This is a genomic window from Klebsiella pneumoniae complex sp. WS1778 (assembly GCF_049472055.1).
Classification (GTDB): Bacteria; Pseudomonadota; Gammaproteobacteria; order Enterobacterales; family Enterobacteriaceae; genus Klebsiella; species Klebsiella quasipneumoniae.
The window spans coordinates 599,080-616,300 of the sequence record NZ_JBKGTJ010000002.1 but is presented as its reverse complement, the minus strand read 5'-3'; the positions used below and the strand labels follow the sequence as shown (position 1 = coordinate 616,300).

Genomic DNA, 17,221 nt, shown 5'->3' with positions numbered 1-17,221 from the left:
CGCTATGTTTCCCTCACAATTACCGACCCCGCGCCGCCCGGCGGCGCAGAGCATTCCCTCCCTGCGCTGGGGCATCATCGGTCCAGGCTGGATCGCCGAGCGCTTTGTGCACTCATTGAAAACCCAGAGCCGGCAGCAGGTGGTGGCCGTTGCCTCCCGCAGCCAGGCGAAGGCCGACCGGGTAGCTGCGGAATGGGGGATCCCCCAGGCTTACGGCCATGTGGCGGAGATGCTGGCGCGTCCGGATATTGATGCGGTGTATATTGCGACGCCGCACAACCATCACTTTCCCGACGGCATGCAGGCGCTTAAGGCGGGCAAACACGTGCTGATTGAGAAGCCCTTCGCGCTCAACCTTGGCGAAGGACGTGAACTGCAGGCCGAAGCCGCCCGCCAGGGAAAACTGGCGCTGGAGGCGATGTGGTGCGATTACGCGCCGAAGTATGATGTGATCCGTCAGCTGCTGGAGGATGGGGTACTCGGCGACCTGCATACCCTGCTGGCCGATCACGGCGAGTATTTTACTACTGACCACCGCATCTTTAATGCCGACCTTGCCGGCGGGCCGATGATGGATCTCGGCAGCTATCTGACCTCGTTTGCGCTAATGGTGGGCGGTATGCCGCAGGAGATAGTCGCCCGCGGCAGCGCGACGGCAGAGGGGCTTAACGGTCAGACGTCGATGCTGTTCAGCTGGCGGAACGGGATGCAGGGGCTGTTAAACACGACGTTGTTCAGCAACACGCCGGGCGGGGCGGTGGTGGCCGGACGCCAGGCGACCCTGACGATCGACGGTCAGTTTTACGCCCCCGGCGGGTTCACCCTCGCTGCCAGCCAGGGCGGGCAGGCGCTGCGCTGGGAAGAGCCGCGCAATCGCTACGACCAGCTGTTCTGGCAGGCGGAGCATTTTGCCTGGTGCGTCGGTCAGGGGCTGCAGGACTCGCCGCTGCGGCCGCTCAGTCGGGTGCTGCAGAATCTGCAGGTGATGGATGAGGTGCGGCGCCAGGTGGGCGCGGTGTTTAACGAAGAACGCTAAGGGGCCGGCCGGGCTTTGGTTTGCAGGCAGCGCGAGCGTGTCCGCCATTGCCCGGCAGCGGGACGCGCACGGTGCCGGCTGTCCTTGCCCGGCGGCGCTGCGCTTGCGCGGGCCTGGGATATCTATGCAACCATTTGATATTAAAGCAGATTAATGCCTGTGTTATGTAGGCCGGGCAAGGCGTTGCCGCCGCCCGGCATAAAGGCAGGTTCAGAGCCTGATAGCTGGTGCCACGCAACCCCTCATCGACAGTCGTCGACGGCGACAAACTGGCCGCGCTGCAGAGACTGAACCGCCGCTTCGGCAATCGCCTGCGCCTGCAGGCCGTCCACCAGGCCGGGCAGGTCGGCCACGGTTTCGCCATTCAGAGCGCGGATAAAGGCGTCAAGATGCTGGTAATAAGATCCTTGCACCCGGCTGAACCAGTCCGGCCACAGGCCTGGCTCAATGCGCTGATTGCCGCGCCACAGGGTAGGGCCCACCGGCGACTGGCTGCCGGACTCCAGCGCGCCCTCTGCGCCCAGCAGGGTGATCCGTTCATCATACCCGTGGCCGGTGCGGCGGGTGTTGTCCAGCTGCGCCAGCGCGCCGCCGCGCATCTGCATCATCAGGATGGAGGTGTCAACATCGCCAAATTCGGCGATTTCCGGCAGGGCCAGCGCCGCGCCCATCGCCGCCACGGTATGCACTTCATCGCCGGTGAGAAAGCGCAGAAGGTCGAAGAAGTGAATCGCCTGATCGCGCATCTGACCGCCGGAGCTGCGCAGATAGTCGAGCGGCGGCATGCTGGAGGCGCGGCAGACCATCTGCACCAGCTCCACCCGACCGATCGCGCCCTGCTCCAGCTGGCGGCGGAGCTGCTGATGGCTGCTGTCGAAGCGCCGGTTAAAGCCGACGGTGACCGGCACGTTCAGGGGAAGCACCCGCTCCACCACCTCGCGGGCGCGCGCCAGGGAGAGGTCGATCGGTTTTTCGCAATAGACCGCCTTGCCCGCCCGGGCGGCGGCTTCCAGCAGTTCGGCATGCGACGGGGTCGAGCTGGCGATCAGCACAGCGTCGATGGCGTCGCTACGGAGAGCCTCGCTCACCGTCACCGCCCGGGCGCCATAGCGGGCGGCCAGCGCCTGGGCGCGCTCCGGCGCGACATCGGCTACCATCGTCAACTCGCTCCCGTCATGACGGGCGAGGCTGGCGGCATGAACCTGACCGATAAAACCACTGCCTACCAGGGCAAAACGTTTGCAATTCATTATTTTTCTCCAGAATGGCGAAGGGACGGTGCCCACCATAATCGGTTTGCTAAACTCACTGACACTGCCGTTTTGATGTATTTCCATCATTGAAGAGAGGGGCGATGAAAAACATGTCACTGGCGATGCTGGCCAGACAGATTGGCGTCGGCGTGGCCACTGTGGACCGGGTGCTGAACGAACGCGGCGGCGTATCGCCGCAGACCACGCGCAAAGTGCTGCAGGCGGCGCGGGAGGCGGGGCTGAAGCGGATCCTGCCGGAGGAGCACCGCTTTCCGTGGCAAATTGAGCTCTTTCTCAGCAGCAATGACTCGTTCTTTTTTCCGCAGCTGGCGCAGGATTTCGCCGCCGTCGCGGATAGCCTCGGCTATCGCCGTCTGACCCTGCACCGCACCTTTGTCCCGGAGTCGCAGCCGGCGACCCTGGCCCGGCGCATTATGCGCAGCTGCCAGCAGCGTCAGGGGATCATCGTCTTCGGCAATGACCACCCTGTGGTGCATGACGCGCTGCGCCGCTGCCGGGAAGCGGGCGTTCCCGTCATCACCCTGGCGACGGATCTGCCCGGCGCCGACCGGCTCTGCCACGTCGGGATCAATCAGCTGCAGGCTGGCCGCACCGCGGGATTAATGATGGGGAGAATGACGCCGCGGCCCGGGGAGGTGCTGATGGTGAGCGGCCGGGAGGATTACAGCGCGCATCGCCTGCGCATCCAGGGGTTCCGCGAGGTGCTGAGCCAGCGCTTTCCCCACCTGCAGCTTAATGAGGTGCTGGCGGGCGAGGAGCGGCGGGAGCAGATCACCCGCCTGCTGGAGCAGGCTCTGTGCCGCAGCCGGCATATTGTCGGGATCTATAACACCGGGCTTGGCAATACTCAGATTGCCGAGGCGCTGGCTCGCCACCGCCGCGAAAGCGACGTCTGCTGGATCACCCATGAGCGCTACAATACCACCCGCCAGCAGCTGGCCCGGGGCAGCCTGGCGTTAACGCTCGATCAGAACACCCGCCAGCACGCCCAGCTGGCGATCGACCTGATGCTGCGCCATCTGGAGTCCGGCTATCAGCCGCAAACCTATGCCGACGGGAAAGTCGACTTTATCCTCTACAGCGCCGAGAACGTGGACTAAGGCGTGCGGCGCCTCCCTTCCTGACAACACGGATTTCCCCGGCGGGTAAATGCCAACCCCGCCGGGGGCGATCGCTTTAAAGCGTTGTCTGCCTCTCATTTTTCGCTCATTTATGCAGCAATGTTAGATGTCTGTCAAAATTCTGTTACTGCATAGTTTTAAAATTTTCATTTCAGTTATTTACTTATAAAAGTTTCAAATGTCTTGTTAATGAAATAAATGGTCTGGAATTCACGGTGTGGCATAAATGGACTGATGTTTCAAAAAAGTGATGATAAAACAGCCATTATTTGTGATTCCGATCACGACGAAATGCGGAAAACCCCGCAGCGCCGTCGCCGTTACAACAGACATTTGTCGCAACCTGACTGAAATTAATTTTTCATTTTGTTTCATTCACCGGCGTACCTACAAAATCAAGGATCAACTATGAATATTAAGAAAACGATTGTTGCCTCTTTGTTAGCCTGCATGCTGCCTGCGGTGGTTATGGCAAAAGATGTCTCCATTGGCGTCTCGATGGCGCTGTTTGACGATAACTTCCTGACGATCCTGCGTACCTCGATGCAAAAAGAGATGAAAAAAGATGGGGTGAAATCGCAGATCGAGGACGCGAAAGGGGATGTCTCCCAGCAGCTGCAGCAGGTGCAGAACTTTATCGGCCAGGGGGTGGACGCCATTATCGTTAACCCGGTGGATACCAATGCGGTGAAACCGATCATGGATCAGGCCACCAAGGCCGGGATCCCGCTGGTATTTGTGAACCGTCGCCCGCAGGCGGAGCTGACCGACAAGATGGCCTATGTGGGGTCGGACTCGATTCTCGCCGGCCGTCTGCAGATGGAAGCGCTGGCGAAAGCGATGAACGGCAAGGGCAATGTGGCGATCCTGCTCGGCGACCTGGCGAATGAATCCACTCGCGACCGCACCAAAGGGGTGGAAGAGGTTGTCGCCAAATACCCGAACATCAAAATCGTGCAGAAGCAGACCGCGAAATTCACCCGCAATGACGCCGTGGACGTGGTCAGCAACTGGATGACCAGCGGCGAGGATATCCAGGCCATCGCCTCCAACAACGATGAAATGGCGATCGGCGCCCTGCAGGCGCTGGGTAAAAACCCGAACCATATTCTTATCGCCGGCGTGGATGGCACCCCCGATGCGCTGCAGATGCTGAAGAGCGGCAAGATGATCGCCACCATCTTCCAGGATGCGAAAGGCCAGGGTGAGGGCGCCGTAGACGCGGCCATCAAGCTGGCGAACGGTGAGAAAGTGGAGAAAATCATCGACGTGCCGTATCAGCTGATCACCAAAGAGAACATGGCTGAATTTACCAATCGTAATCAGAAATAATCCTGGCCAACCCGCTGTACGGAGGTGGATGTATGAACGCTTTTGCCCTTGAAGCCGAAGGTATCAGTAAGTTCTTCCCCGGCGTGAAGGCGCTCGATAATGTCTCATTACGCGTGCGCCCGGGAACGGTGCACGCCCTGATGGGTGAGAACGGCGCCGGTAAATCCACGCTGATGAAGTGCCTGATCGGTATCTATCGCCCGGATAAAGGATCGATTCGCGTGAAAGGTGAGCCGGTGGAGTTTACCGACACCATGGATGCGCTGCGCTCGGGGATATCGATGATCCACCAGGAGCTGAATCTGGTGCCGCATATGACGGTGGCGGAGAATATCTGGCTGGGGCGCGAGCCGATGAAGTACGGCTTTGTCGACCACGGCCAGCTGACCCGCCAGACCCAGGCGCTGCTGGATAAGCTGAATATTCGCTTAACCGCCGACCGGCTGGTGGGCGACCTGAGCATCGCCGCCCAGCAGATGGTGGAGATTGCCAAAGCGGTCTCATGGAACGCGGATATTGTGATCATGGATGAGCCCACTTCGGCGCTGACCGAAGGCGAGGTGGCTCACCTGTTCACCATCATCCGCGACCTGCGGGCCCAGGGCAAAGCGATCATCTATATCAGCCATAAAATGGATGAGATCTTCGCTATCACCGATGAGATCAGCGTCTTTCGCGATGGGACCTGGGTGGGGAGCAAAAACACCACCGAATTTACCCGCCAGTCGCTGATCACCCAGATGGTGGGCCGCGAATTAACCCAGCTGTTCCCGAAATTTAATAACACCATCGGCGAAGAGGTGCTGACGGTGCGCAATCTGACGCGCCAGGGCGTGTTCCATGATGTCAGCTTTACCGTGCGTCGCGGCGAGATCCTCGGCGTGGCTGGGCTGGTGGGCGCCGGGCGCAGCGAGGTGATGGAAAGCCTGTTTGGCATGGAACGCTTCGACAGCGGCGAAGTGCTGATCGACGGGGCGCCGGTGACCATTGATTCCCCCTCCGTGGCGATTGAAAAGGGAATGGCGTTATTAACCGAAGACCGTAAAAAGTCGGGCCTGTTTCTGGTGCTGTCGGTGCTGGAAAATATGAGTATCGTCAAAATGCCGGAATATATCGGCAAGAGCGGTTTTGTCCAGCACGTGAAAATGGCCGAAGACTGCATGGAGCAAATCCGTCGGCTCAATATTAAAACGCCGACGATGGATCAAATTATTAATAACCTGAGCGGGGGGAATCAGCAAAAAGTTCTGATTGCGCGCTGGCTGTTAGCGCAACCGAAAATCTTAATTCTCGATGAGCCGACCCGCGGCATCGACGTCGGGGCGAAGGCGGAAATTTATCATCTTATCAGTGAACTGGCGAACCGGGGGGTGGCGGTCATTATGGTCTCCTCTGAGCTGCCGGAAATCCTTGGCATGAGTGACCGGGTCATGGTGATGCATGAAGGCCGTATCACCGGCATCCTGGAAAAAGACGAAGCCGACCAGGAAACCATTTTGTCGTTGGCATCCCATTGAGGCACAGAGAATGAGTAATATGAAATTAACGGCGGCTCCGGCCAGCGAGGGTTCCTCCTTCTTCGCTAATTTGCGGCATAAAATGCCGAAAGATACCGGCATCTTTGTGGTGATGCTGGTGATTGCCCTGACCTTTGAAATCGCCGGCTGGTATGTTCGCGACCAGTCGTTCCTGCTCAATACCAACCGCCTGGTGCTGATTGTGCTGCAGGTGGCGATCATCGGCATCATCGCCGTCGGCGTCACCCAGGTGATCATCACCACCGGGATTGACCTCTCCTCCGGCTCGGTTATCGCCCTCGCGGCGGTGGTGGCGGCGAGCCTGGCGCAAACCTCCGACAGCCTGTCGCCAATGTTCCCGGCGCTGGTCAACCTGCCGGCGGTGATCCCGATTTGCGCGGGGATCGGCGTCGGCCTGCTGTGCGGGCTGACCAACGGTTTCCTGGTGACGCGAACCGGCATCCCGCCATTTATCGCCACCCTCGGGATGATGGTCTCGGCGCGCGGTCTGGCGCAGTATTACACCCAGGGCAATCCGATAAGCTTCCTCTCCGACAGTTTTACGGCGATAGGCCAGGGGGCGATGCCGGTGATCATCTTCTTCGTGATTGCCGCAGTGTTTCACATTGCGCTGAAGCATACCCGGTATGGCAAATATGTGTATGCCATCGGCGGCAACATGACCTCGGCCAAAGTGTCCGGCATCAACGTGAATAAATACCTGGTGATCGTCTACACCATCGCCGGGGCGCTCTCCGGGCTGGCTGGGGTAGTGCTGGCGGCGCGCGTCAGCAGTGGCCAGTCGAGCATGGGGATGTCCTACGAGCTGGACGCGATTGCCGCGGCGGTGATCGGCGGCAGCAGCTTAATGGGTGGGGTGGGGCGCATTACCGGCACCCTGATTGGCGCGATGATCCTTGGCCTGATCAAGAGCGGCTTTACCTTTGTCGGCGTCGATGCCTACGTGCAGGATATTATTAAAGGGATCATTATCGTCGCGGCGGTGACCATCGACATGCGCCGCAACCGGAAAAAACGCTAATCTTATCAACTGGCGGCAACGGCGAAGCGCGTCGTTGCCGCCAGCCCTGTCCAGAAATAAACAAAATACGTCCCGCCAGGCGCCGGCTGTCTATTTTTCCCGCGCTGCGCATCCTGTACAGTTTCGCGACTTTTGTTGTCCATTCGCCAGGGGGCCACGCCTTGCCCCCTGTTTCTGGAGTCGTATGAATACACCATCCTTAATCAAATCCTCGCCGCTCTCGCGACCGGGGAGAAGGGGCATTATCGTCAGCCTGCTGGCGGGACTGGCGATCCTGATCCTCAGTCGGGGCGTGAACCTGCCGGCCAGAGAGGTTTACCGTGAGATGCATACCCGGCAGCTGGAGGAGGATGCGCGGTGGGTGGCGGAACGACTTGAACAGCGGATGAACACCCCCGCTCCGCAGCGGGAAGCGACCTGGCCGCTGGCGGTGATGCGCGCCGATCTGCATACCCTGGCCCGGCAGCGGCATTATCGGCTACTGCTGGTGAATGGCGACGGGCATCTGCTGGCGGCATCGCATGCGCTGCCGGCCAGCGTGCTGGCCCAGGTGCAGGCACAGTTCCCGCGGGAGATGCAGCCGCCGCTGTTCGGCAGCCATTACCAGACCATTCAGCCCTTCGCCCCGCATCAGCGGATGTTAAGCCGGGCGCTGAACGGCAATGCCGGCCTGGCGGGCTGGAATCTCGTGATGCTGGCGCCGGACGGCGGATTGCCCTCGCTGCTGATGGCTTACCGCTGGCAGGTAACAATTGGCCTCGGCGTGGTGCTCGCCAGCGTGCTGCTGACGCTGAGGCAGGCGGCGCGCGCCCGGCGAAAACGCTAATCGCCGCCGGCGCCGTCAGGCATGGCGAAACTGCAGGGTAGCGGGCAGATAGCGCTGGAGCGGCTCCGGCGCCTGGCCGTCGATCAGCTGGCTGAGCAGATCGTAGCAGTGCCAGGCCAGCTGGCGATTATCCTGCTGCACGGTATCAATGCGCAGGGAAAGTGAATCGTACAGATAGTGATCGTCGAAGCTGGCGAGATGAATATTGGAGTCCAGCAGATGGTGCTGGCTCATATAGCGCAGGACCCCTTCCAGCAGGCCGCAGGCCGCGGTGAACAGCGCCTTCGGCGGCCGTCCCAGCCGCGCGCAGAGCGCGGCGAACATCTCGTAGCCGGAGCTGGGGTGATAGTTGCCGTTGATCACCCATTCGGGACGCAGCGTAACCCCCGCCTGAGCCAGGCCTTGGGTGAATCCCGCCAGCCGGTCGCGCGAAGGCGATAGCCGCGGCTGGCCGCCGAGAAACCAGAACTCGTCCGCATGCTGAGGGGCGATGCGGGAGATCAGTTCGGCCGTTGGGGTGACCGAGTCAGTCATCACCAGCGGCAGGGCGCTGTCGCTGGGGGAGCGGTCAAACAGCACCACCGGCAGCTGTTCGCTGAGCTTCAGGTAGTCGGCATCGCTGTGCATGCACGAGGCGACGATCAGGCCGTCGACCTGGCGGGCAATCATGTTATTGACCACCACGCTCTCCTGGCCGGGGTTTTCGTCGGTGCAGGAGATAAGCAGCTGCACGCCGGCTTCCCGGCAGAGCGTCTCAAGCTCATGGGAGAAAACGGCAAACCCGTAGTTGGTGATTTCCGGCACCACCAGGCCAATGGTATGGCTGCGGTTATCACGCAGCGAGCGCGCGTGAATGCTCGGCTGATAGTGCTGCTCGCGGGCGATCGCCAGCACGCGCTCGCGCGTCTCCTGCGCCACGCGCAGCTCTTTGCCACGACCGTTGAGTACCAGGCTGGCGGTCGCTTTGGAGACGCCCGCCAGTTCGGCGATATCTTTGATAGTTACGCGTTTGGTTTTCATCAGCACTCGGGAGCCTGAAAGCAAAACGCTTATTCTACCATGCATGGCCGCAGCAGCCAGCGGCAGAATGCCACCGGCGTCGCACCGCTGAAGATGAGCTGCCCCGGATAGCCCGGGAAGAAGCGGCTGCTCATTACCCCTTCGCCATCGTTGATGAAAATTTCCACACTGGAGCGGTCGATAAAGATCTGCAGCCGCCGCGCCTCGCCGCGCCAGTAGCGATGATGCATCTCCGCCGTCTGCAGGCCGCGGCGCGACAGGCGCAGGCCGTCGCGGTTGACGGTGAGCTGCAGGGCGCCGGCAAAATCCAGCCCCAGCGTGCTGTTGGGGGCGATGTCAAAGGCCAGCTCCATCGGGGCGAGGGGCAGGGTCTGCCCGCGCCAGCCCTGGGCTTCCCCGCGCAGGGCGGTCAGTTCGCGCAGCGGACGCTGATACAGGGCACCCGACCGCCACTCCAGTTCGCGCACGCAGGTCATCTGGTGGATCCATCCCTGCGCGCGTGTGGGCTGATGCATCTCTTCCCCGTCCGGGACGCCCATCCAGCCGACCAGCAGGCGGCGGCCATCTTCGGCCAGCATGGTCTGCGGCGCGTAGAACTCAAATCCGCTGTCCAGCTCGTGCAGCGGGCCATGGTCGAAGGCGCCGCGTTCGGCGTCGAAACGGCCTGCCATCCACACCGCAGGATAGGTATTGAGAAAACGCTGTGCTTCGCGGGCCAGCCCCTGCGGGCAGCAGATCAGCAGGTGGGTGTCCGCCAGCGGAAACAGGTCCGGGCACTCCCACATGTAGCCACCGTTCGCCAGGCCGTTAACGTCATGCCCGGCTATCTCGCCCACCAGGCGCCAATCCCGCAGGTCGCTGGCGGTAAACAGCAGCACTTTGCCGCGCTGGTGCACATCCTGCGCCCCGAGGACCATGTACCAGCGCCCGTCCTGGCGCCACACCTTAGGGTCGCGTACATGGCCGGTGTAACCGTCAGGGAGCGGCAGCACCGGCCCCAGCTTGCGGAAGGTGCCATCGGCATTCTCTGTCGCCAGGCACTGCCAGGCGGTGCGCCCGCCGTCGGGGAATTTCACGTTGCCGGTGTAGCACAGGGTCAGGGTACCCTCGAACTCGACTGCGCTGCCGGAGTAGCAGCCGTTGCGGTCATACTCTTCATCCGGCATCAGGGCGATAGGTTCATGCCGCCAGTGCAGCAGGTCGGCTGAGCTCCAGTGTCCCCAGCACTTATAGGTGTGGTCGCAGGCGAGCGGGTTCCACTGATAAAACAGGTGATAACGCCCGGCGACCTGGCAAAAGCCGTTGGGATCGTTCAGCAGTCCGCTGACCGGCGCCAGATGCCATTGCGGGTAATGGTCGTCGGCCAGCGCCTGCGGCTGGCCCTGCATAACGGCCTGCAGGATCGCAGGCAGGCGTGACGGTAATGACATTATTCAGCGTCCGTTTTGTATTTCAGCGTCAGAGAGAGTACGAATGCCACGGCGAAGGCGATCGCCATCCCGATAATGTAGTTCAGCAGCGAACTGGCCTGCACGATGGCCATTCCCGGGATCGCCGTCAGGCCCACCGCGGTCATGTAGACGTGCATCGACACCACCCAGGCGCCGCCGGCGGCACCGCCCACCAGCGCGGCGATGAACGGTTTCACAAAGCGCAGGTTAATCCCGAAGATCGCCGCCTCGGTGATCCCCAGCATCGCCGAAAACGCCGACGGCAAGGTAATGGCTTTGATTTTGGCATCTTTGGTTTTAAACCACACGGCAAAGCAGGCGCCGCCCTGAGCGACGTTGGCCATCGCCCAGATAGGCAGCAGGAAGTTGACGCCGATCGACGGATTGCCGAGCAGACCCGCCTCAATGGCATGGAAGCTGTGGTGGATACCGGTAATGACGATCACCGAATAGAGGCCGCCGAACAGCAGGCCCGCCAGCCAGCCGGCATGGCTGATAAGCGTGCTGAGGATAAACGAAATGCCGTCGCCGAGCGCGCGGCCGGCCGGGCCGATCAGCAGCAGGGCGATAAAGCCAGAGATAATCACCGTCAGGAACGGCGTGAGGATCAGATCCAGCGCGTCAGGAATAACGCGGCGCAGCCGTTTTTCGACAAGGCTCATAAACCACACCGCCAGCAGCACCGGGAAGACCGTGCCCTGATAGCCGATCATCGCCACTTCGATGCCGAAGAAATTCATGGTGTGGAAGCCGGCGGCGACGCCCCAGGCGTTGGTCAACGCCGGGTGGGTGAGGATCCCGCCGAGGGTCGCGCCCAGATAAGGGTTACCGCCAAATTCGCGGGCGGCGGTAAAGCCGATCAGGATTGGCAGAATAATAAACGCCGCCGAGCTGCACATATCCAGCATGATATAGATAGCGTTGCCCGGGTCGACCCAGCCGTAGGTTTTCACCATCCCCAGCAGGCCCATCAGCAGGCCGGAGGCGACGATGGCGGGAATAATCGGCACGAAGATGTTGGACAGCAGGCGGGCAATGCGCTGGAACGGGTTCAGCTTTTTCGCCGCCAGGTCGGCGGCTTCGGATTTGCTCGATTCGCTGATGCCCGCCGCCTGGATAAAGGCAGCATAGACTTTATTGACCACCCCGGTGCCGAAGATGATCTGCATCTGTCCGGCATTACGAAAGCAGCCTTTCACGCCGTCGATTTTGCCAATCGCCTGCTGGTCGGCGAGCGCGTCGTCGACCAGCACCAGCCGCAGCCGGGTGGCGCAGTGCGCGGCGCTGGCGATATTTTCCTTGCCGCCCAGCAGGGGAAGCAGTGAGCGGGAAATCTGTTCAAAATCCATAGTACCCTCTGAATGCATGATGATATGGCGTGGGCGGCGCCGGCCATGGCTGGCACCGCGAACCTTATATTTATGTTTTACTTACCCTGTCGCCCGGGTTCACGTCAGAACCAGGTCTCCATTTGCATACCGAACGACCATTCGCCGCCCGATTTGAACCCGTTGCTGCCTAACGCGTCGTCGTTGGCGTAGTTATCCAGCTTTTTGCTCCAGTCCATCCACGATGTATAGAAGCGGATCTCCGGGCGCGAGAAGAAGTCGCCGATGCTGCCGACCTTGAAGGTCGGGGCGAAGGTCAGCTTGTAGAAGCTGCCATTGACCGCATGGCGATCGTTGTAGCCTTCAGGCTGCAGATCCATGTACTGATAGCTGCCCTCCCAGGCGAGGGCGAAGTTCTGCGTCACTTCCTGAATCAGACGCAGGTTGAGAGTGGCCCACTGATAGCTGTCGCCATCGACATAGCGATCTTTACTGCTCTGCGCCAGCACGGCCGGGGCAATAAACCAGCGATCGCTCAGCGGGGTGGTGCCGTAGCTGGCGAAACGCCAGGTGTTGGCTCCCGGACGCAGCGCGCCGTCGGAGCCGATGCCTTTGACCTCGGCGCCCAGGCCGTGACCGTACAGCAGGGCCGTTTTGCTGGTCCCGTCGCGCAGGCCATAGAAGCTCTCATTGTGCAGACCCAGCAGGGCATGAACCCCGGTGTTAGCGGCATCGCCTTTCACCAGATTGCCGTTTGCGTCCTGGCGGTCGTCATTATCTTTCGCCCGCATCCCGCTGACCATCATCTGCACCGGGCCGGCAAAGTTATTCATGCTGACGATATAGTTCTGCACGCTGTTGCTGCTGTCGGCGATATCGCCAAAGTTGCGGCCGTATAACGAGAAGTTGCTGCGCAGGCTGTCGTTCCACTTCACGTCGTAGATCCCGCCGCCGGTCCCGGCGAGGAACACCACATCCGAGTCAATCCAGTGGATATCGAAGTTGTCGCGGTCAAAGCGCTTCCCGGCCCACAGGGTCGAGCCTTTGAACGGACCCTCGAAGGTCGGCAGGTTGCCCAGCTCGACGAACGCCTGGCGCACGTTCAGGTCGCTGCTGCTCGCCGTCCAGTCGTTATAGGTGGTTTGCCCATCGGCCACCATCACTTTGAACCGGGTGGTCGCCCCGTTGTCCAGGGTCTGCTTATGTTCGAGGTTCATTTCCACATAGGTATCGGCCTGGTTGCCCAGACGACCAATGGCGCCGCCGGTTTCCCCGGCGGGGGTCATATAGGCCCCGGATTTCGTGCTGGCGGCGGAGTCGTTCATGATCACCCCGGAGCGGGCGTAGCCGTGGAACTCAAAGCCGCCGGGCCGTTCGGCTTTTTCTTCCAGTTGGGTGGTGCGTTTGGCCACCTGCTGGGTGGTGGCCTGGGTTTGTTGCTGCTGCTGGGTTAGCTGCTGAACTTTCTGCTCCGCCGAGGCGGCGCGGCTTTCGGCAGTGCTGGCGCGAGTCTCGGCATCCTGCAGACGTTTTTCCAGGGCGGCGAGACGCGCTTCAATGCTGTTCAGGTCTGTCTGCCCATGGGCGGCGGCGGCGCCGGTTAGCAAAGCAATAAGAATGGCTAACTTCCGTTTTTTATACATGTTGGTGACATCCAAAGGTAAATCAGTGAGTGTGCTAACGTTTGCTAAACCGGTTTAGTTAATATGGTAAACATGTCGGTAATGCGGTGAAAATAAAAATTGCTAAACCGGTTTAAGAATTGTGATGTCGCCAGCAAAGTGGGCCGTTAGCCGGCCCAACGGGATCACAGCGAGCGCTGAAGATCGTCCCTGTAGGGCAGGGCGGTCATGGCGCCTTTGGCGGTGGTGGCCAGCGCGCCGCAGGTTTGCGCCAGCGTGAGGTCGGGAGCCAGGGCGGCGAGGTTGTCAGGGATACCATGGGCGGCGAGTCCGGCGAGCAGCCCGGCGACAAAGGCATCGCCGGCGCCGGTAGTATCGACGGCGACCACCGGGCGGGCAGGGAAGTGGCTAACCTGCCCGCGCAGCGCGGCCTGCACCCCCGCTTTGCCCTGGGTCACCAGCAACAGCGTCGGCTGGTAGCGGGCGTTCAGCCGGGCGATGCCGCTGACGATGTCGTCGCTGCCGCTGATAAAAGCCAGCTCCTCTTCCGAGAGTTTTATGGCGTCGGCGAGGGCCAGCGCCCGGTCGAGACAGTCGCGCAGTTCCTGCGGATCCTGCCACAGGTCGCTGCGGATATTGGGGTCGAAGCTGACATAGCCCCCGGCGCGCTTTATCGCCTCCATCGCCGCGAATGCCGTGCTGCGGCTCGGCTCCGCGCTGAGAGCGATAGAGCAAACGTGCAGCCACTGACCCGCGGAAAACGGCGGAAGATCCTCAGGCGCAAGAAACAGGTCGGCGCTCGGACGGACCATAAAGGTAAAGGTGCGCTCCCCGTGGCGATCGAGATCGACCACCACCGTGGAGGTGCGCTGCGCCGCATCGAGGCGCATATAGTTCACATCCACCTTCTCCTGCGCCAGGGTGTGACGCATAAAGCGGCCGAAGGGATCGTCGCCGACGCGGCCGATAAACCCGCTATCGCCGCCGAGCCGCGCCACGCCGACCGCGACGTTGGCCGGCGCGCCGCCGGGGCATTGCAGCAGGCGGCCCTCTCCGTCGGGCAGGAGATCGACGACCGCATCGCCGAGTACCCAGATTTTACCATTCATAGGACTAGTTCCTCTTAGCTAAACTTTGTTAAACCGTTTTAGCTAATTAAAGCACAGCCTGGCGGCAAGCGGAACGATTGGCGGACGAAAGGGCGGGGCGAGGGTGAAAAATGTGAGCCAGGCGGAATATTTCGCCACTCCAGATCTGGACTTTTCCTTCCTGACCCGCTTAGGTATAGTTCCACAGGCCGCGGTTAGCCCCGCCGCGGTGATAAAAGGTGAAGGAGTGCGTAGCGCGATGAACCCCAGTTTTGGCGATATTTACGATCGGTACCAGAAGCTGACGCTGACCACGCACCTGCCGGCGGTGATCGCCTGCAGTGAAACCCTGAGCCTGAGTAAAGACCAGCCGTTTCTGCCGCAGCCGGGCTATCTCTATTTTTTGCTGCAGGGGCAAATGACGCTGGCCTTTGGTGACGAGCAGAACCTGATCGGGATTGTTATCGCGCATATGCCGTTAGGGTTGCTGGAACATTATTGTCCGTCGGTGGCGCTCTATTATCAGTGTCTGGGCGAATGCCAGCTGGCGAAAATATCCGCCAGCGATTTTGAACGGATATTCTTTCATTCGTCGCCGGGCTATATGCAAGAGCTGACCACGATCCTGGCCTATATGGGTATATTTGCCCTTGATGCCCACTATGAACGCGGCAGCCAGACTAGCTTTCAGACTATTAAGTCGATGCTGTCGCGCTATTTATATCGCGGTGAAATCGATGGTGGGCAACATGAAAGTCTGTCGGCATTTATTATTAAACGGACCAATCTCTCGCGCAGCTATGTTTATCAGGTGCTGGCCGCCCTGCGCGAGGGGGGATATATCACGGTGAAAAAAGGCAAACTGATTTCCATCGACCGCCCTATTCCTGAGAAATTTTGATTCAGATTCGTCGGTTCCCCGACATAACGTCGCTAAAACCCGCCCGGGGAAAGCGCTAAGCGCGCGTTTTCTCCCGGCCCTGCTACGCCTGAATCTGGCCGTTTTATTTATTTAACCTTGCACTCTGGAGTTATTTTATGACCCTGGACTATGTGGCGCTGGCGATTCTGATCGCCGTGGCCTTAATACTTTTTTATGGCGTGATTGTTATTCACGATATTCCTTATGAAATCGCCAAAGAGCGGCGCCATCCTCATCAGGATGCGATTCATTATGCCGGCTGGGTCAGCTTATTTACCCTGCATGCCCTGTGGCCCTTGTTGTGGATCTGGGCGACGCTGTGGCGCGAAGACCGCGGATGGGGGATGCGCCGCATCGCCGACGACCAGCAGGTGCTGCATCAGCGTCTGGAAACGGTGGTCCAGCGGCTGGAGCAGGTGCAGCGCGAAGTGGACCTTCTGAAAGCGAAGGAGGCAAAATAATGGAAACGTTAATGTTGCTGACCTACGCCGCGCTATGCATCGTGGTGTTTAAAGTCTTCCGCATCCCGCTCAATAAGTGGACCGTGCCGACGGCGGTGCTCGGCGGTATCGCCCTGATTGGCGCGGTGATCTTCGGGATGAATTACAACTTCCCCTATACCGACGTCGGCAATCAGGTGTTTCGCACCGTACCGATTGTGTCGCAGGTGCGCGGTCGGGTGCAGAGCGTACCGGTGAGACCTAACCAGAGGCTGCATAAGGGCGATGTGCTGTTTACTCTCGACCCGACGCCGTTCCAGGCAAAGGTGGACGATCTGCAGGCGCAGATTAAAGCGGCCAGCCAGGATGCGCTCTCCCTCAACGCCGCGTTAAGCCAGGCGGAGGCCGAGCTGAGCAGAGCGGTGGCTCAGCGCGACCAGTCGCGGCGGGAGTATGCCCGCTTTCGGGAGGGGCATGCCCAGGGCGCCTTCTCCGATCAAATGGTCGATACCCGTCTGCAGACGTGGAAAGCCGATGAAGCCAGCGTCAGCGCGGCTCAGGCGAAAGTGGTTCAGGCGCGTAACGCGCTGGACTCGGTGGTGAAGGGCAAAAATACCACCGTGGCCTCCCTGCTGGCGCAGCTGCAGAAGGCGCAGTTTCAGCTGGATAACACCGTCGTCCGCGCCCCGGAAGACGGCTATGTCAGCACCGTCGGCTTACGCCCTGGCACCATGTCCACCGCGCTGGGAATGCTGCCGCTGATGACCTTTGTGCCGTTGGAGGGCGACGCCTCGCGGGAGTATGTCGCGGCATTTCGCCAGAACGCCCTGCAGCGTCTGTACAAAGGCGAGCCCGCGGAGCTGATGTTTCCGGCCATCCCGGGCACCGTCTTCCGCGGGGAAGTGGCCGATGTGCTGCCGGCGATTGGCGAGAGTCAGTTTCAGGGCCAGGGCAAACTGCTGACCACGGACGCGCTCAATACCCATGGCCGGGCGCTGGTGGTACTAAAGGTGACCGATCCACGTTTTGCCGAATACGCTCTGCCGCAGGGTGCTACCCTCGAGGCGGCGGTCTACTCAGATCACCTGAAAGAGCTGTCGCTGATCAGGAAGATCCTGATCCGCATGAAGAGCTGGGAAAACTACATCTATCTCGATCACTAAGCTGGCGGGCGCGGGGAGGACCAACCATCCCCGCGCCGC

At 60.7% G+C, this 17,221-nt stretch carries 14 protein-coding genes and 1 pseudogene; 9 read left to right on the top strand and 6 right to left on the bottom strand.

Annotated elements, in window-relative coordinates; translation table 11 throughout:
* Window positions 1-4: 4 nt before the first annotated feature.
* Window positions 5-1,036: a Gfo/Idh/MocA family protein gene (locus ACLEXF_RS12870; protein ID WP_023319879.1), complete on the top strand. Its 1,032-nt coding sequence runs from the start codon at window positions 5-7 to the stop codon at window positions 1,034-1,036.
* Window positions 1,037-1,278: 242 nt separating this feature from the next.
* Here ACLEXF_RS12870 and ACLEXF_RS12865 read toward each other — a convergent pair whose 3' ends face one another.
* Window positions 1,279-2,286 carry a Gfo/Idh/MocA family oxidoreductase gene (locus ACLEXF_RS12865; RefSeq protein WP_004202399.1) on the bottom strand — a complete coding sequence of 336 codons (1,008 nt, stop codon included), beginning with the start codon at window positions 2,284-2,286 and terminating at the stop codon, window positions 1,279-1,281.
* 104 nt (window positions 2,287-2,390) lie between these two features.
* Here ACLEXF_RS12865 and ACLEXF_RS12860 point away from each other — a divergent pair, with 104 nt between their 5' ends.
* From ACLEXF_RS12860 to ACLEXF_RS12840, 5 genes and pseudogenes are all read left to right on the top strand, one after another.
* Window positions 2,391-3,410 carry a LacI family DNA-binding transcriptional regulator gene (locus tag ACLEXF_RS12860; protein WP_004202400.1) on the top strand — a complete coding sequence of 340 codons (1,020 nt, stop codon included), beginning with the start codon at window positions 2,391-2,393 and terminating at the stop codon, window positions 3,408-3,410.
* Window positions 3,411-3,839: 429 nt separating this feature from the next.
* Entirely contained in the window at window positions 3,840-4,763 is a 924-nt protein-coding gene (locus ACLEXF_RS12855; RefSeq protein WP_002892597.1) for a sugar ABC transporter substrate-binding protein, read from the top strand.
* Between the two features lie 32 nt (window positions 4,764-4,795).
* Complete coding sequence (locus ACLEXF_RS12850; protein ID WP_004202401.1) at window positions 4,796-6,280, top strand: sugar ABC transporter ATP-binding protein; 1,485 nt, start codon at window positions 4,796-4,798, stop codon at window positions 6,278-6,280.
* A 19-nt stretch (window positions 6,281-6,299) separates the two neighbouring features.
* Window positions 6,300-7,322 carry an ABC transporter permease gene (locus tag ACLEXF_RS12845; protein WP_025999105.1) on the top strand — a complete coding sequence of 341 codons (1,023 nt, stop codon included), beginning with the start codon at window positions 6,300-6,302 and terminating at the stop codon, window positions 7,320-7,322.
* A gap of 184 nt (window positions 7,323-7,506) precedes the next feature.
* A pseudogene (locus ACLEXF_RS12840) lies at window positions 7,507-8,110 on the top strand (hypothetical protein).
* A gap of 53 nt (window positions 8,111-8,163) precedes the next feature.
* On the opposite strand, the gene ACLEXF_RS12835 reads toward ACLEXF_RS12840, so the two are convergent.
* The 5 genes from ACLEXF_RS12835 to ACLEXF_RS12815 form a co-directional block, all read right to left on the bottom strand.
* Entirely contained in the window at window positions 8,164-9,174 is a 1,011-nt protein-coding gene (locus ACLEXF_RS12835) for a LacI family DNA-binding transcriptional regulator (RefSeq protein ID WP_017898803.1), read from the bottom strand.
* 23 nt (window positions 9,175-9,197) lie between these two features.
* The gene (locus ACLEXF_RS12830; protein WP_407259897.1) at window positions 9,198-10,598 is read right to left on the bottom strand and encodes a sucrose-6-phosphate hydrolase; all 1,401 of its coding nucleotides are present in this window, start codon (window positions 10,596-10,598) and stop codon (window positions 9,198-9,200) included.
* Entirely contained in the window at window positions 10,598-11,968 is a 1,371-nt protein-coding gene (locus ACLEXF_RS12825; protein ID WP_004202407.1) for a sucrose-specific PTS transporter subunit IIBC, read from the bottom strand. Before ACLEXF_RS12825 ends, ACLEXF_RS12830 begins: the two co-directional genes overlap by 1 nt.
* Window positions 11,969-12,072: 104 nt before the next feature.
* Window positions 12,073-13,590 (bottom strand): carbohydrate porin, encoded by a 1,518-nt coding sequence (locus ACLEXF_RS12820; protein ID WP_004202408.1) that lies wholly within the window; start codon window positions 13,588-13,590, stop codon window positions 12,073-12,075.
* Between the two features lie 164 nt (window positions 13,591-13,754).
* Window positions 13,755-14,678 carry an aminoimidazole riboside kinase gene (locus ACLEXF_RS12815; protein WP_348843119.1) on the bottom strand — a complete coding sequence of 308 codons (924 nt, stop codon included), beginning with the start codon at window positions 14,676-14,678 and terminating at the stop codon, window positions 13,755-13,757.
* 238 nt (window positions 14,679-14,916) lie between these two features.
* Here ACLEXF_RS12815 and ACLEXF_RS12810 point away from each other — a divergent pair, with 238 nt between their 5' ends.
* The 3 genes from ACLEXF_RS12810 (at window position 14,917) to ACLEXF_RS12800 (ending at window position 17,182) form a co-directional block, all read left to right on the top strand.
* A complete protein-coding gene (locus tag ACLEXF_RS12810) occupies window positions 14,917-15,558 on the top strand; it encodes a Crp/Fnr family transcriptional regulator (protein ID WP_072206897.1) in 642 nt (213 codons plus the stop codon).
* A gap of 137 nt (window positions 15,559-15,695) precedes the next feature.
* On the top strand, window positions 15,696-16,040 hold the full coding sequence (locus tag ACLEXF_RS12805; protein WP_004202413.1) for a DUF3302 domain-containing protein: 345 nt from the start codon (window positions 15,696-15,698) through the stop codon (window positions 16,038-16,040).
* Complete coding sequence (locus ACLEXF_RS12800; RefSeq protein WP_423265771.1) at window positions 16,040-17,182, top strand: HlyD family secretion protein; 1,143 nt, start codon at window positions 16,040-16,042, stop codon at window positions 17,180-17,182. Before ACLEXF_RS12805 ends, ACLEXF_RS12800 begins: the two co-directional genes overlap by 1 nt.
* The last annotated feature ends 39 nt before the right edge of the window (window positions 17,183-17,221 follow it).

Excerpts from the sequence above, each read along its gene's own strand:
- ACLEXF_RS12810 (WP_072206897.1), top strand. The coding sequence starts at position 14,917 with ATGAACCCCAGTTTTGGCGATATTTACGATCGGTACCAGAAGCTGACG.
- ACLEXF_RS12860 (WP_004202400.1), top strand. The coding sequence starts at position 2,391 with ATGAAAAACATGTCACTGGCGATGCTGGCCAGACAGATTGGCGTCGGC.
- ACLEXF_RS12820 (WP_004202408.1), bottom strand. The coding sequence starts at position 13,590 with ATGTATAAAAAACGGAAGTTAGCCATTCTTATTGCTTTGCTAACCGGC.
- ACLEXF_RS12825 (WP_004202407.1), bottom strand. The coding sequence starts at position 11,968 with ATGGATTTTGAACAGATTTCCCGCTCACTGCTTCCCCTGCTGGGCGGC.
- ACLEXF_RS12870 (WP_023319879.1), top strand. The coding sequence starts at position 5 with ATGTTTCCCTCACAATTACCGACCCCGCGCCGCCCGGCGGCGCAGAGC.
- ACLEXF_RS12830 (WP_407259897.1), bottom strand. The coding sequence starts at position 10,598 with ATGTCATTACCGTCACGCCTGCCTGCGATCCTGCAGGCCGTTATGCAG.
- ACLEXF_RS12805 (WP_004202413.1), top strand. The coding sequence starts at position 15,696 with ATGACCCTGGACTATGTGGCGCTGGCGATTCTGATCGCCGTGGCCTTA.
- ACLEXF_RS12815 (WP_348843119.1), bottom strand. The coding sequence starts at position 14,678 with ATGAATGGTAAAATCTGGGTACTCGGCGATGCGGTCGTCGATCTCCTG.
- ACLEXF_RS12865 (WP_004202399.1), bottom strand. The coding sequence starts at position 2,286 with ATGAATTGCAAACGTTTTGCCCTGGTAGGCAGTGGTTTTATCGGTCAG.
- ACLEXF_RS12855 (WP_002892597.1), top strand. The coding sequence starts at position 3,840 with ATGAATATTAAGAAAACGATTGTTGCCTCTTTGTTAGCCTGCATGCTG.
- ACLEXF_RS12800 (WP_423265771.1), top strand. The coding sequence starts at position 16,040 with ATGGAAACGTTAATGTTGCTGACCTACGCCGCGCTATGCATCGTGGTG.
- ACLEXF_RS12850 (WP_004202401.1), top strand. The coding sequence starts at position 4,796 with ATGAACGCTTTTGCCCTTGAAGCCGAAGGTATCAGTAAGTTCTTCCCC.
- ACLEXF_RS12845 (WP_025999105.1), top strand. The coding sequence starts at position 6,300 with ATGAAATTAACGGCGGCTCCGGCCAGCGAGGGTTCCTCCTTCTTCGCT.